Genomic DNA, 12,888 nt, shown 5'->3' on the forward strand with positions numbered 1-12,888 from the left:
CCTGAACGCGCTGTCCGGCGCGCATTTGTCGTCGGAATGTTTAGTCGTAGTCGGCGAGCCGCAGCCCCGTGAACTGCCAGCGGTGGTGCGGATAGAAGAAGTTGCGATAGGTAATACGGCTGTGGCCTTCAGGGGTTGCAAGCGAGGAGCCGCGCAGCACCAGCTGGTTGACCATGAATTTGCCGTTGTATTCGCCAAGCGCGCCTTCGACGGCGCGGTAGCCCGGATACGGCGCGTACGAAGAGCGGGTCCACTGCCAGACGATGCCGAAGGCATCGTTGAGCTGGCCGGTGCGCGCCGCGACCTCCCATTCCATCTCGGTCGGCAGGTGTTTTCCGATCCAGCGGGCGAACGCGTCCGCCTCGTAATAGCTGACGTGGCAGACCGGCGCGTTCGGATCGATCGGCTTGAGGCCGGCAAGCGTCATCACGTGCCACGTGCCATCGACCTCGCGCCAGTGGCCCGGAGCCTCCCAGCCCTCGTTGCTCACCGTGGCAAAGCCGTCCATCAGCCACAGCGTTGCAGTCCGGTAGCCGCCGTCGCGCATGAAGGCGAGCCATTCACCGTTGGTGACGAGATGGCGGGCGATCTTGACCGGGCCAACGAGGGCGCGATGCGCCGGCTTCTCGTTGTCGAAATGGAAGCTGTCGTCGACATGGCCAACGGTGTGGATGCCTTCGTTCAGAGACAGCCAATCCTCGCCGGCACGGGTCGCGCCCGGGAAGCGCCAGTCCGGATCATAGGCCGGGGAGACCGGATTCTGTGCGAAGGCGTGCAGGATGTCGGTGAACATCAATTCCTGATGCTGCTGCTCGTGATTGAGCCCGACCTCGACCAGCGGCGCGATCTCACGCAGCTTGGCCGCGTCCGCTTCTTGGAAGAATTTGACGACGGCCGCATCGACATATCTGCGATAGGCGCCGACCTGGTCGGCGCTGGGACGGGTGATGTCGCCGCGGCGATGCCGAGCATGACGCGGGCCGGCGCTGACGTAATAGGAATTGAACAGGAATGCGAAATCGGGGTGGAAGGGCCGGTAGCCCGGACAGTGCTCGCCGAGCAGGAATTGCTCCCAGAACCAGGTGGTATGCGCCCGGTGCCATTTGATCGGGCTCGCATCCGGCATGGACTGGGTCTGCTGGTCCTCTGGCGAGAGTGGCGCCGCCCGGCGTTCGGTCTCGTTGCGGACGGTGAGAAACGCGTCTGCCAGCCGCTGGGCGAGCTTGCCCGGGTCGGAGGACGGTGACGAAAGCGGGGCGGCGGCCGTAGCGGAGGCTTGTTTCGTCACGTTTTTCTCCAGACAGGACAAGAGAACGTTGTTGGCGCTACCCGGTTCCAAAACCAAGGTTCGTCCTAGATAGGGGCTCCGTTACGGTATGAAAGTCCTCTCCGGCGATGATATTGATGTCATCAGCCTATGGACCGGCGGGGCTCAGACCGGCCGCCCAAGTCCAGGACGAGGGCCCTTCGCCGCCATTTTACTTTGGATGCACAACGGTTTGGGCTACATATATGGGTAGATGTCGGGTTAGATCGGCTGAGCTGGCCCGAGACAATTGGTGGGGGCTCCGCCCCGGAAGGACATGGAAATGAGCATCGAGGAATTCATCGCCAACGAAGTGAAGTCGAACGACGTGGTTCTGTTCATGAAGGGCACGCCGCAATTTCCGCAGTGCGGGTTCTCCGGCCAGGTCGTCCAGATCCTCGACCATATCGGCGTCGGCTATAAGGGCCTCAACGTCCTGGAATCCGCCGAGCTGCGCAACGGCATCAAGGAATATTCGAACTGGCCGACCATCCCGCAGCTCTATGTGAAGGGCGAGTTCGTCGGCGGCTGCGACATCGTCCGCGAGATGTTCCAGGCCGGCGAATTGCAGCAGCTCTTCTCCGAGAAGGGCGTCGTCGTCGCGGCTTGATGCATGGCCCAGCTGACGCGCCGGGTCAGTGGCGCCGAGCTCGAGGTCATCGTTGCCGACATCACCACGCTCGGCGTTGACGCCATCGTCAACGCCGCAAATTCGTCTCTCCTTGGCGGAGGCGGCGTCGACGGGGCGATCCACGACGCTGCCGGTCCCGAGCTTCTCGCCGAGTGCCGGACGCTCGGAGGATGCCCGACCGGCGATGCCAAGATCACCAACGGCTACCTTCTGCCCGCGCGCCATGTGATCCATGCGGTCGGCCCCGTCTGGCATGGCGGCAGCCACGGCGAGGCGGAGGCGCTGCGCTCGTGCTATCGTCGCGCGCTCGAGCTCTGTCAGGCCAATGGGCTGACCTCGCTGGCCTTCTCCGCGATCTCCACTGGCGTTTATCGTTTCCCGGCCGGCCAGGCCGCGAAGATTGCGGTTCATACGACCATCGACACGCTGCCGGCCGCGCCCTCGGTCAGCCGCGTCATATTCTGTTGTTTCTCGGAGCGAAGCGCCGCCCTTCACATGGACGTGTTGACGCGGTACGGCAGCCCTTGTGCGTGACGACGCGGTCAGTACACTCCGCCGGACCATGTTCCGGGGAGGGGGTATGATTTCACAGTCTGGACTGCGTGCGCTGGTCTGCGGCGCGGTGGTGTCGCTTGGCGCGATGTCGTCCGCGCACGCGGAGGGCACCTACGAGATTCCGGCCGGCGCGCATTTCAACCAGGACAAGCTCGCGAAGGTCAGCGAGTTCTTCAAGAACGAGGTCGTCACCGGCAAGATCGCCGGCGCCACCGTGCTGATCAAGCAGCACGGCAAGCCGGTCTACCACGAAGCCTTCGGCGTGCAGGACGTGGTCAGCAAGGCGCCGATCACCGACAAGACGATCTTCCGCCTGTTCTCGATGACCAAGGCGATCACCTCGGTGGTCGCGATGCGATTGATCGAGGATGGCAAGGTCAAGCTCGACGATCCCGTCTCGAAATACATCCCGTCCTTCGCCAATGTGAAGGTCGGCGTCGAGAAGAAGGCGGAGGACGGCAGCAAGTCGCTCGAACTGGTGCCGCCCAACCGGCCGATGACCGTGCTCGACCTGATGCGCCACACCTCGGGCATCACCTATGGATTCTATGGCGACAGTCTGGTGCGCAAAGCCTATCGCGAGGCCAATATCTATGCCGGCGATTTCGACCTTGCCGAGTTCGCCGAGCGGATCGCAAAACTGCCGTTGCACAACCAGCCGGGTGCGCTTTGGCAATATGGCCATTCCACCGACGTGCTGGCGCGTGTGATGGAGATCGCGGCCGGCAAGCCGCTGATCGACATCATGCGGGAAAAGCTGCTCGACCCGCTCGGCATGGTCGATACCGGTTTCTTCGTTACGGCCCCCGAGAAGCAGAAGCTCCTGGCGCAGCCGGTGCCGAACGACAGCGATTTCCGGGTCGGCCGGATCAACGATCCGACCACCGTCAAGAAAATCCAATTCGCCAGCGGCGGCATGGTGACGACCATGGCCGACTATGAGCGCTTTGCGCAGATGCTGCTCAACGGCGGCAGCCTCGACGGCAAGACCATCCTCAAGCCCGAGACATTCAAGCTGATGGTGACCGATCAGGTCGGCCCGAAATCGGGAGTCGACCGTGACTATTTCTACTTCCCCGGTGACGGTTTTGGCTTCGGCCTCGGCCTCGCCGTCCGCACCGATCCCGGCAATGCCAAGCCGCCGCCACCCGGCGATCTCGGCGAATTGAAGTGGGACGGCGCCTCCGGCTGCTATTTCGTGATCGACCCCAAGCAGGACATGTTCTTCGTCCTCCTGGAGCAGACTCCTACTGAGCGCCAGCGCGTACAACGGACATTGAAGCAGTTGGTCTATGAATCCATGGAGAAGTGATGTGCGCGGGCGCCGCGCGCTGATCGCGGCGCTCATTGTTCTGTTTGGCGTGGTCGGTGCGCGTGCAGGCTCCGAGCGCGCCGCGCACAAATTCTCGCCTGAAGGCCTCGCAAAGGTCTCCGACTACATCCGGAACGAGATCGCCACCGGCAAGATTCCCGGCGCCATCCTGCTGCTCCAGCAGCATGGCAAGCCGGTCTATTACGAGAATTTCGGCGTCCGTGACGTCGCGACCGAGATCTCGATGAGCGCGGACACGATCTTCCGCCTCTATTCGATGTCGAAGCCGATCACCTCGGTCATGGCGATGATGCTGGTCGAGGAGGGCAAACTCTCGCTCGACGATCCCGTCTCGAAATACATTCCGGCCTTCGCCAAGATGAAGGTCGGCGTCGAGACGAAGGCCGAGGACGGCAAGGTCGCGCTGGTGCTGGAAGCGCCGAATCGTCCCGTCACGATCAAGGACCTGCTGCGCCACAGCTCGGGTCTGCCGTATGGCTATCATGGTGGCGGCATGGTGCGCGAGCTCTATGCCGAGGCCAATCTGTTCCAAAGCAATCTGAGCAATGCCGACTTCGTCGCGAAGATCACCACGCTGCCGCTGGTCGAGCAGCCGGGCACCGCGTGGGATTACGGCTTTTCCACCGACGTGCTCGGCCGCGTCATCGAGGTCGCTTCCGGCAAGACGCTGCTCCAGTTCGAGAAGGAGCGGCTGCTCGATCCGCTCGGCATGACCGAGACCGCGTTCTTCGTCGCCGATCCCGCCAAATTCCCGCGCGTTGCCGAGCCGATGCCGGAGGACCGCAACATCAACCCGACCACGCCGGTTCGCGACATCAGGCGGCCGTCGAAGTGGGAATCGGGCGGCGGCGGCATGGTCGGCACGATCGGCGACTACGCCCGTTTTGCGCAGATGCTGCTGAATGGCGGCATCTACGAGGGACGGCGTTATCTCAAGCCCGAGACCATCGCGCTGATGGCATCCGATCACATCGGACCTGAGACGAAGATCGCGCGCGACCAGAACTATTACCCGGGCGACAGCTCCGGCTTCGGCCTCGGCTTTGCCGTACGCACCTCGGTGCCGCCGGGGACTTCCTGGCCGCTTGGCGAGTATCGCTGGGACGGCGTCGGCGGCACGTTCTTCTTCATCGATCCCGAAGACGATCTGTTCGGGATCTTCATGGTGCAGACCCCCTCACAGCGCGGCCGGATCCAGCTGGCGCTGAAGACGCTGATCTATCAGGCGATGGGGCGGTAAGCTCGACCATTACGCCCCTCGGGCCACCTGACTTACGCTCCGCGCACGATCTCCCTGACGTATCCGATCGTCTCCTCGATCTGGCTCGCATTGACGTCGAGATGGGTGCAGGCGCGGATGCGGCCGTCCATCATCGCAAGCGTCACGCCGCGCTGGCGCAGCGCTGCGACCATCTTGTCGCCAGCAACGCCGGCGCCGTCCGGCTTGAAGAACACCAGATTGGTCTCAGGCTCCTGCACCTCGATGCCAGAAATCTGCGAGAGCCCGCGAGCCAGTGCCCGCGCATTGGCGTGGTCGTCGGCAAGGCGATCGACGTGATGGTCGAGAGCGTAGATGCAGGCAGCGGCGCAGATGCCGGCCTGCCGCATCGAGCCGCCGAGGCGCTGCTTCCATTGCCACACCGCGTCGATGAAGGCGCGTGAGCCTGCGAGCACGCCGCCGATCGGCGCCCCGAGGCCCTTGGAGAAGTCGATCCAGGCCGAATCCCATCCGGCGGTCATGTCGCGCGGCGAGATTCCGCTCGCCACGGTGGCGTTGAGCAGGCGCGCGCCGTCCATGTGCGTGATGAGGCCGTGCTGCTTGGCGATCGCGACGATCTCGTCGAGCGCGGCCTTCTTCCAGATCGTGCCGCCGCCGATATTGGCGGTCTGCTCGACGCTGACGACGGTCTGCGGCGGCTGGTAGCGCGTCCGCGGATGCAGCGCCCTGCGCAATGTGTCGGGTGTGAACTGGCCGTCGGCGCCCTTCAGCTGCGTGACCTGGAAGCCGCCGATCGCCGCATGCGCGCCGCCTTCGCGGGCGATGATGTGCGCGGTCTCGTGCGCGAGGATCTCGTCGCCGGGACGGCAATGCACCAGCGTCGCGGTGACGTTGCACATCGTGCCCGACGGCATGTATACCGCGGCTTCCTTGCCGAGCAGATCGGCTACGCGCTCGCACAGCGCGTTTACCGTCGGGTCATCGCCGACCTGCTCGTCGCCGACCTCCGCCCGCGCCATAGCCTCGCGCATCGCAGCGGTTGGCTTCGTCTGCGTGTCCGAGAGCAGGTTGATGCGCACCGGGGGCGCCTTGGGATCGACGGGGGGAGGGGTGTAGAGCATCAACTTGCTCCCTGAGGGATTGGCATTCGCTCGCGGTCAGCGAGTTCTAGGTGGACGCCGGGCGGCGTGACGAAACCGCATAATAACGATTTCTGTCTCGGTCACACGATAATCGATCAGATAAGGATAAGGGTTGACTGGCAAGCGGCGGACGTATGCACGAGTGGTCTGCCGCCCTGCATAAGGATGGTCCTGAAGCAGCGCGATAAGCGCGACAATGCGGTCGCGGACGTGGCCTGCTCCTGGGGCGAGCGCGCTTCGATATACGTCGATCTGGGCAAGCGCCCGCTTCGTGTAACGGACCTTCACAGCCCGTGCTTGGCCCACATCGCGCGAACTTCATCGGCGCTAGCCAGCTCACCGCGGGCGATTTCAGCTTCGGCCTCGGCGAGATCCGCCTCTTCCGCCGCCGTCAGCTGGATCGGAGGTTGATCGACTCCGGCGAGTTCAAGCAGCGCTCGCGCCAACTCATCCTGCTCTGAATCGGACAGGCCGGAAACCTTGCTAAAGGCCTCTTCCAGACGCGTCATGATGAACTCCGTTAGTGCAAGCATAACACGGATGGGATGAGACAGGGGAGTGGCGGCCTGAAACGAAAAAGGCCCCGGAAACCGGGGCCTTTGAACGTCGATCTGCCGAAACGATCAGCGCGAATAGAATTCGACGACCAGATGCGGCTCCATCTGCACCGGGAACGGCACGTCGGAGAGGCCGGGGATGCGCGCGTACTTCGCAATCATCTTGCCATGGTCGACTTCGAGATAGTCGGGAACATCGCGCTCGGGGAGCTGGCTGGCTTCGAGCACGTGAGCGAGCTGCTTGGAGGCTTCCTTGACCTCGATCACGTCGCCGACCTTGAGCTGGTAGCTCGAGATGTTGACCTTGCGGCCGTTCACCTTGATGTGGCCGTGGTTGATGAACTGGCGCGCGGCGAAGATGGTGGAGACGAACTTGGCGCGGTACACGACCGCGTCGAGACGGCGCTCGAGCAGGCCGATCAGGTTCTCGCCGGTGTCACCCTTGAGGCGGCTGGCTTCCACGTAGATGCCGTGGAACTGCCGCTCGCTGATATTGGCGTAGTAGCCCTTCAGCTTCTGCTTGGCACGGAGCTGCACGCCGAAATCGGAGAGCTTGCCCTTGCGGCGCTGGCCGTGCTGGCCCGGGCCGTATTCCCTGCGGTTCACGGGGCTCTTCGGGCGGCCCCAGATGTTCTGGCCCATACGGCGATCGATCTTGTACTTCGCCTCACTGCGCTTAGTCATCGCGTCCTCTTCGGTTGCATGGTTTGAGGAAACGCGCCCTCCTGTGTGACGGGCCAGGCCCGGCACCGACAGGTCCGATCCCCAAAGCTTAAGGGACAGGACCACGGGTCGCGAAACGCTTCGCGGGCCGAAATCGGCCCGCGAGCAGGCGGCTTTTAGGGGAGTTTGGGGTTCGCTGTCAATGCGAATGCCCCCGGAATCAGGTCCTTACTGCCCGGATGGGCTTGGGGCCGGCTGCCCGCAATTCGGCAGCGATTTCAGTGTTGAGGACCTGTTCCAGCCGGGTCAGGACCCGGGCGATCGGGGCGGCATCCGTCACCCGGTGGTCCCAGCGGATCACGACATGGATGGTCTGGTCTGCCTCGACCACCCCATAGCTGATGACGAAGGGGCCCGGCGTGATGGGGTGGAGCTCGCCGCCGCCATAGGCGGCCACCGAGCTTACCGCGAAGCTGCCGAACCAGTTGCCGCGCTGCCGGCCGAAATTCAGCCCCACCGCCCAGGACAGGCGCCGCAGCGGCAGGGGCAGGCGGGTCGCCCGCATGATCTTGCGGAACATCGGGACGTCCTCGACCGGCGCCGTCTTGGCGCGTCGGATCTCGGCGTCGATCTGGCCCAATGGCAGGGCTTCCGGGCCCGATATCCGCTGCGGCAGCACGCATTCCTCGCCCCGTTCGACCCGGGCGATGGCGACCAGCGCGACGCTCTTCGGCAGCTCGTAGAGCGATGGCCAGGGCCATTTGGCATAGACGGTCCGCAGGATCGGCTCGTCCTTGGCGACCAGGGCGAAGGCCTTCACGAACATGGCCGCCCAGCCGGCAGGCGCCATCGCGCCAGCGCGGGATTCGAGCAGGGGGCGGATATCAAGCGAACGGGAGAGCGAGACGAAGGGCACGCCCATCGAGGCGCGCATGAGGTCGCAAATCAGGCGGCGTCGCAGCGAGATGGTCTTGGGCGTCCCGCGCATTGGTCTCCGGTTCCCGCAGATTAAAATATGTGCAGCGAGCGGGTCATCCGCTCGCCGCGTGATCTAGCACGAACCAACCCGCTTGGGCTCGGTCGGTTCGTCGCATCAGGGCGCCGGCGAGGCCAGGGGCTTGGTCTTGTCGGTGACGTAAATTTCAAACAATTTCAACGACTTGTTACCAAGGGTATTGGCGTCGCGCACGGCGCCTGCCGGAATCTGGTAGGAATCGCCGGCCTTCAGATGTTTGTGGAACGACCCTAGCAGTGCCCGGTTTCCGGCAAGGCCGAGATCGGCTTGTTCAGCGCCTGATCCCTTCGAACGCGGCCATGATGCCGCGCTGGAACAGCGACCAGTCGAAGCCGAGCGCGATGGCGCGGTAGCCACGGTCGATCAGGGCGTTGGCCTGGTCGGCGGTGCGCGCCACGCCCCCGATCGGTACGCCGCTTCTGAGGATGCCCGCCTCCGCGCGGGCGACCAGCTCGAGCAGCTCCGGATCGTCCATCTGCCCGCGCTTGTTGATGGACGTCGCGAGATCGCCGGGACCGATCACCGCGACGTCGATTCCCGGCGTTGCCATGATCTCGTCGATGCGATTGACGGCGTCGACATGCTCGATGGTGATCATGCAGATCATCTCGTCGTCGGCGCTGGCCATGTAGTCCGGCATCGACTGGCCCCAGCGGAACGGCGCGTGGAAGGGACCCCAGAGACGATCGCCGCGCGGCGGATAGCGCACGCTGCGCACCGCTTTCTCGGCGTCGTCGCGGTTGGTGATCATCGGGAAGTTGATGCCGAAGGCACCGATGTCCATCGGTGCTTTCGCAAGCCATGGCTCGTTCGCGGCGATCCGAACCAGTGGCGTGCATGGCGTGCCCGTGGTCGCGGCGATCATCGCATGTGCTTCGGTCAATCCAATCGGGCCATGTTCGAGATCGACGATGATCCAGTCGAGCGAGCGCGCCATGATCTGCACCATCTGCACGCTCGGGATCGTCGCGATCGCGCCGAAGGCGGGGCGCCCCTCGCGCCAGAGCTGGCGGAGACGGTTGAGTGGTGTGGAGGGGACCGACATGGGAAGGCCTGCGGCAAGGTGACGACGGCAAAGCCTAGCAGCGCGCCGTTGCCGCGCAAAGTCAGGCCAGGGCGCGGCCGCCGAAGAACGGCGTGAGCATCGCCGAAAGGCCATGCACGCGGTTCGAGGTGAAGATCATCTCGGCGCCGGACTGTACGATGCCGCCGATCCGCGGGCCAAGCAAATCCGAGACGCGGCGGGCGATCGCGGGCGCAGGGTCGATCCACTCGACCGGCCAGGGCGCCAGCCGTTTCAGCCGGTCGAGCAGCAGCGGATAATGCGTGCAGGCGAGCACCACCGTGTCGGTGCGCGATGTCGCATCCCCGGCGTCGCCGACGAAACAGGGAGCGAGTTCGGCGAGGATGGCCTCGTCGCTGATCGGAGCGCCGCTGAGCTCGGCTTCAGCCAGCGAGGCAAGCTCGGGTGAGCCGACCAGAGTCACCTCGCATCCTTGCGCGAAATCGCGGATCAGAGCTTTGGTATATTCCCGCTTCACCGTGCCCTTGGTGCCAAGCACCGAGACGCGGCGGGTCTTCGACTGCGCGCAGGCCGGCTTGATCGCCGGCACCGTGCCGACGAAGGGTACGGAATAAGCGGCGCGCAAGTGAGACAGGACCAGGGTGGATGCCGTATTGCAGGCGATGACGATGAGGTCGGGATCATGCGTACCGATCAATTCACCCATCAACGGTACCACGCGGGCGATGATCTCGTCCTCGCCATGGTGGCCGTAAGGGAAGAAGGCGTCGTCGGCGACATAGACGTAATGCGCGTCCGGGCGTGCGGCGACGACCTCACGGAGCACCGTGAGTCCGCCAAGGCCGGAATCGAACACCAGGATGGTCGGGGAGTTGGTCACGTCATTACCTTAAGGCGCCATGGTTACCATTCGGTTTTTAGGGCGGTTTTGCGGCGGGACCGCCCCAGCGCCAATCTGGACGGGTCGAATGCGCTGCGGACGCGGACATATCCGCAAAATTCCGGGGAGCCATCGTGTCCCAGGCGGGCCGCAACGTCTTTGGCGTTGCGGCGTAGAGCCGGGGCGGTCACGCGATCCTGTTCGTGGTGGCCGCCCGCTCCGTGGCGAGCTGCTTCTGCAGGCGATCGATGTTTTGTAGGAGGCGCTGGCTGGTCAGCACCAGGAAGTAATAACCGAACTGCGGATCCTGGAAATAAATCTCGAGCAGCCGGTCATAGGTGATCGTCAGCACCTGTCCGTCTTCGATGCACTCGATCGTTCCGGTGCGCCGGTTGTCCGGCGTGAGAAAGCCGAGCTCTCCCATGAGAGTTCCCGGCCCGATCTCGACATTGATCTCCTTGACCAGGAATTTTCCGGTGACCGTGAGGAGCATCTCGTTGGCGGGGTCGCCCAGCCTGAACAGCGTATCGCCATGGCGATATTTGCGCTCGGTCATGAACGGCTTGAGCCACTCGATCGACATGTCGCCCTCGGCGGCATGGCGCGCCTTCTTGACCAGCTTGAGCATCTGCCGCAGCCGCAGGGCGTTGATCGGCAGCAACAGAAGATACAGGAGGAACGTCGAGACGTTGGCGGAGAGCGCGCCGAAAACGGCGAACAACGCGCAGCCGATCATGTTGGCGACGCGCAGCGGCACCATCGTCCGCATCAACAGGGTGGCGACGAAGAAGACGGCGCCGACCGCGGCGAACAGATTGGCCAGCGTGATGTTGTGGACGAAGATCTCCAGCAGCCGGTTGAAGATCGCGTCGTAGGTGACGTTGTTTGGATCGAGGCCCATCTGGACCAGGATCTTCGCGATCCTGAGGTTGTCCGTTGCCGCATCGAGAATGCGGTCGAGGATCGAGGAAACGTCTGCGCTGCCGGACGGCATGGTACTAACCCCGCGTAAGGCCTTCAGTCCTGGTCGGTATGCTCGACACGTATAGCCGAAATCGAATGACGGCCGCCTGAAATGAAGCCTTTGGCCGTCACGCCGCAAGAGGCAAATTTTAGCTTGATCGGGCGTTTCGGCAATTGCCCCTTTGGTTGTGCGTCGGCCCGCAACGCGGCCGTGATTCGGGGCGGCTTCGGCGGCGCGGATGGGCCTGGGACGCCCGACGCCGCGGGGCCCGATCTTCGCCTTATGGCTTGGCCGCGGGTTGTACGACCTGCTGCTCGACGAGGCCAAGACGTCCTGGCAGCGAGCCGGCGCGCAGCCGCATGGCGACGCTGTTGGCCTCTTCCAGGGTGAAGTTGCCGGAGATCTGGCCCGAGCCGCCGGTGATGGGCTCGCGGATCACGGGAGCCGCGATCACCCTGTCGTCGAGCACGATGGCGAAGGGCCTTCCGATGTTCTCTGCGGTGATGTGGGCGAAGCGCCGCGTGCCGCGGCCGTTGAAGCGGAACGAGGCGATCGGCTCCTTCGTGTCGCTCGTAAATCCCGGTCCCGCATAGCTGATGTCGTCGCCCTCAAGCGCGCTGTCCTTGGCAACGAGATAGGGAAGCTTGTCCTTGAAGCCGAGCAGGATTTCCGTGCCAGTGGGCGGCGTGCCCGATCGCGCCTGCTCCGGCGGCATCGAGAGATCGATCAGGCGGAAGCTGACCCGCACCTTCTTCGCGAAGATCGTGGTGATGCGCTCGGGCTCCATCGCGCCCGGCAGGAAGATGCGGATGCGGTCCGTTCCCTCGGGCTGGACGCTGGCGAGCGTGATGCCGGCGTCCTTGAGGCGCTGCTCGATCATGGCGATGGAATCTTCGACGAGATCGTGCAGCCGTGCGGCGGATGCGGCGTCGGTCGGCGCAAGCCTGATCAGTCCGTCGCCGGCGTCGGTCACGGTGAGCGCGTGCGTGGGCAACCCCTCCGCCGCCGAGGCGAGCTTGCGCGTGAGCTGTTCGCGACCTTTGGCGTCCGCGATCTTCACTTCGACGCCGCCGTCGCGGATCGCAAGGCCGGAGAAGGCGATCCGTCCCTCGCGCAGGATCTTGTAGGCGTCATCGCGCAGATCCGTGACGACCGCCTCCCGCAAGCCATCAGTGTCCACCTTGTAGATGATGCGGGATCCGCCCAGCTTCTCCATCTTGTCGACGACGAAAGCCGCGACCTTGGCGCGCATCTTGTCGAATTGAGTGTCGGCCAACGCCACGCGAGGCAGCACGATCGCCATGGCGAGTCCGACGAGCAGCCTTGTGATGGGGTTCCGCAGATGCGTAGGCATGATCACCTCAAGTCTTGCGGCAGGACGCTGGCGGGGGAGGCCGGCGCCAGTTTCTTGGTCCCCGGATCGGGCGCGGAGGTTCAATTTCGGTCTGGATCGAGGGCGACCGCCGCAGCCGGTAGGCAATAGACGAACGCCAAATCATCCATCATTGTGTTCCCGCTCGACCGGCAAATCGGTCGAGGCCTCGCCAACCAAAATGTCAAAAGACAGGGGCGGGGACATGCATCTGAGGGAGGACGAAA

General features: G+C 64.1%; 14 protein-coding genes and 1 pseudogene. 4 read left to right on the forward strand and 11 right to left on the reverse strand.

Features of this window, described 5'->3' with window-relative positions:
- Nucleotides 1-40: 40 nt before the first annotated feature.
- Nucleotides 41-1,339 carry an ergothioneine biosynthesis protein EgtB gene (gene egtB / locus ACR9YP_RS19285; protein ID WP_474221087.1) on the reverse strand — a complete coding sequence of 433 codons (1,299 nt, stop codon included), beginning with the start codon at nucleotides 1,337-1,339 and terminating at the stop codon, nucleotides 41-43.
- A 250-nt stretch (nucleotides 1,340-1,589) separates the two neighbouring features.
- Here egtB and grxD point away from each other — a divergent pair, with 250 nt between their 5' ends.
- Genes grxD through ACR9YP_RS19305 form a run of 4 tightly spaced genes read left to right on the forward strand, consistent with a single transcriptional unit; the run spans nucleotide 1,590 to nucleotide 5,065 of the window.
- Nucleotides 1,590-1,916, forward strand: a complete 327-nt coding sequence (grxD, locus tag ACR9YP_RS19290; RefSeq protein WP_061883061.1) for a Grx4 family monothiol glutaredoxin — start codon at nucleotides 1,590-1,592, stop codon at nucleotides 1,914-1,916.
- 3 nt (nucleotides 1,917-1,919) lie between these two features.
- Nucleotides 1,920-2,471 (forward strand): O-acetyl-ADP-ribose deacetylase, encoded by a 552-nt coding sequence (locus ACR9YP_RS19295; protein ID WP_474220836.1) that lies wholly within the window; start codon nucleotides 1,920-1,922, stop codon nucleotides 2,469-2,471.
- A 46-nt stretch (nucleotides 2,472-2,517) separates the two neighbouring features.
- Complete coding sequence (locus ACR9YP_RS19300; protein WP_474220837.1) at nucleotides 2,518-3,804, forward strand: serine hydrolase domain-containing protein; 1,287 nt, start codon at nucleotides 2,518-2,520, stop codon at nucleotides 3,802-3,804.
- Between the two features lies 1 nt (nucleotide 3,805).
- The gene (locus ACR9YP_RS19305) at nucleotides 3,806-5,065 is read left to right on the forward strand and encodes a serine hydrolase domain-containing protein (RefSeq protein ID WP_474220838.1); all 1,260 of its coding nucleotides are present in this window, start codon (nucleotides 3,806-3,808) and stop codon (nucleotides 5,063-5,065) included.
- A gap of 32 nt (nucleotides 5,066-5,097) precedes the next feature.
- Here ACR9YP_RS19305 and ACR9YP_RS19310 read toward each other — a convergent pair whose 3' ends face one another.
- The 10 genes and pseudogenes from ACR9YP_RS19310 to ACR9YP_RS19355 form a co-directional block, all read right to left on the reverse strand.
- Complete coding sequence (locus ACR9YP_RS19310; RefSeq protein ID WP_474220839.1) at nucleotides 5,098-6,165, reverse strand: threonine aldolase family protein; 1,068 nt, start codon at nucleotides 6,163-6,165, stop codon at nucleotides 5,098-5,100.
- 36 nt (nucleotides 6,166-6,201) lie between these two features.
- Nucleotides 6,202-6,492, reverse strand: a complete 291-nt coding sequence (locus ACR9YP_RS19315; protein ID WP_474220840.1) for a type II toxin-antitoxin system RelE/ParE family toxin — start codon at nucleotides 6,490-6,492, stop codon at nucleotides 6,202-6,204.
- A complete protein-coding gene (locus tag ACR9YP_RS19320; RefSeq protein ID WP_474220841.1) occupies nucleotides 6,471-6,695 on the reverse strand; it encodes a hypothetical protein in 225 nt (74 codons plus the stop codon). The genes ACR9YP_RS19315 and ACR9YP_RS19320 overlap by 22 nt, the downstream gene beginning before the upstream one ends.
- Before the next feature lie 114 nt (nucleotides 6,696-6,809).
- A complete protein-coding gene (gene rpsD, locus ACR9YP_RS19325) occupies nucleotides 6,810-7,427 on the reverse strand; it encodes a 30S ribosomal protein S4 (RefSeq protein WP_438107207.1) in 618 nt (205 codons plus the stop codon).
- A gap of 199 nt (nucleotides 7,428-7,626) precedes the next feature.
- Complete coding sequence (locus ACR9YP_RS19330) at nucleotides 7,627-8,394, reverse strand: acyltransferase (RefSeq protein WP_474220842.1); 768 nt, start codon at nucleotides 8,392-8,394, stop codon at nucleotides 7,627-7,629.
- Between the two features lie 105 nt (nucleotides 8,395-8,499).
- Nucleotides 8,500-8,667: pseudogene (locus ACR9YP_RS19335) on the reverse strand (cupin domain-containing protein); the annotation flags it as partial.
- A gap of 25 nt (nucleotides 8,668-8,692) precedes the next feature.
- Nucleotides 8,693-9,466, reverse strand: a complete 774-nt coding sequence (locus ACR9YP_RS19340) for an HpcH/HpaI aldolase family protein (RefSeq protein WP_091889011.1) — start codon at nucleotides 9,464-9,466, stop codon at nucleotides 8,693-8,695.
- Nucleotides 9,467-9,527: 61 nt separating this feature from the next.
- On the reverse strand, nucleotides 9,528-10,325 hold the full coding sequence (gene murI, locus ACR9YP_RS19345; RefSeq protein ID WP_474220843.1) for a glutamate racemase: 798 nt from the start codon (nucleotides 10,323-10,325) through the stop codon (nucleotides 9,528-9,530).
- Between the two features lie 187 nt (nucleotides 10,326-10,512).
- The gene (locus tag ACR9YP_RS19350) at nucleotides 10,513-11,319 is read right to left on the reverse strand and encodes a Crp/Fnr family transcriptional regulator (RefSeq protein WP_370988907.1); all 807 of its coding nucleotides are present in this window, start codon (nucleotides 11,317-11,319) and stop codon (nucleotides 10,513-10,515) included.
- Nucleotides 11,320-11,569: 250 nt separating this feature from the next.
- Nucleotides 11,570-12,643 (reverse strand): SecDF P1 head subdomain-containing protein, encoded by a 1,074-nt coding sequence (locus ACR9YP_RS19355; RefSeq protein ID WP_474220844.1) that lies wholly within the window; start codon nucleotides 12,641-12,643, stop codon nucleotides 11,570-11,572.
- Between the last annotated feature and the right edge of the window lie 245 nt (nucleotides 12,644-12,888).

It is taken from the genome of Bradyrhizobium sp. BR14999 (assembly GCF_056106085.1).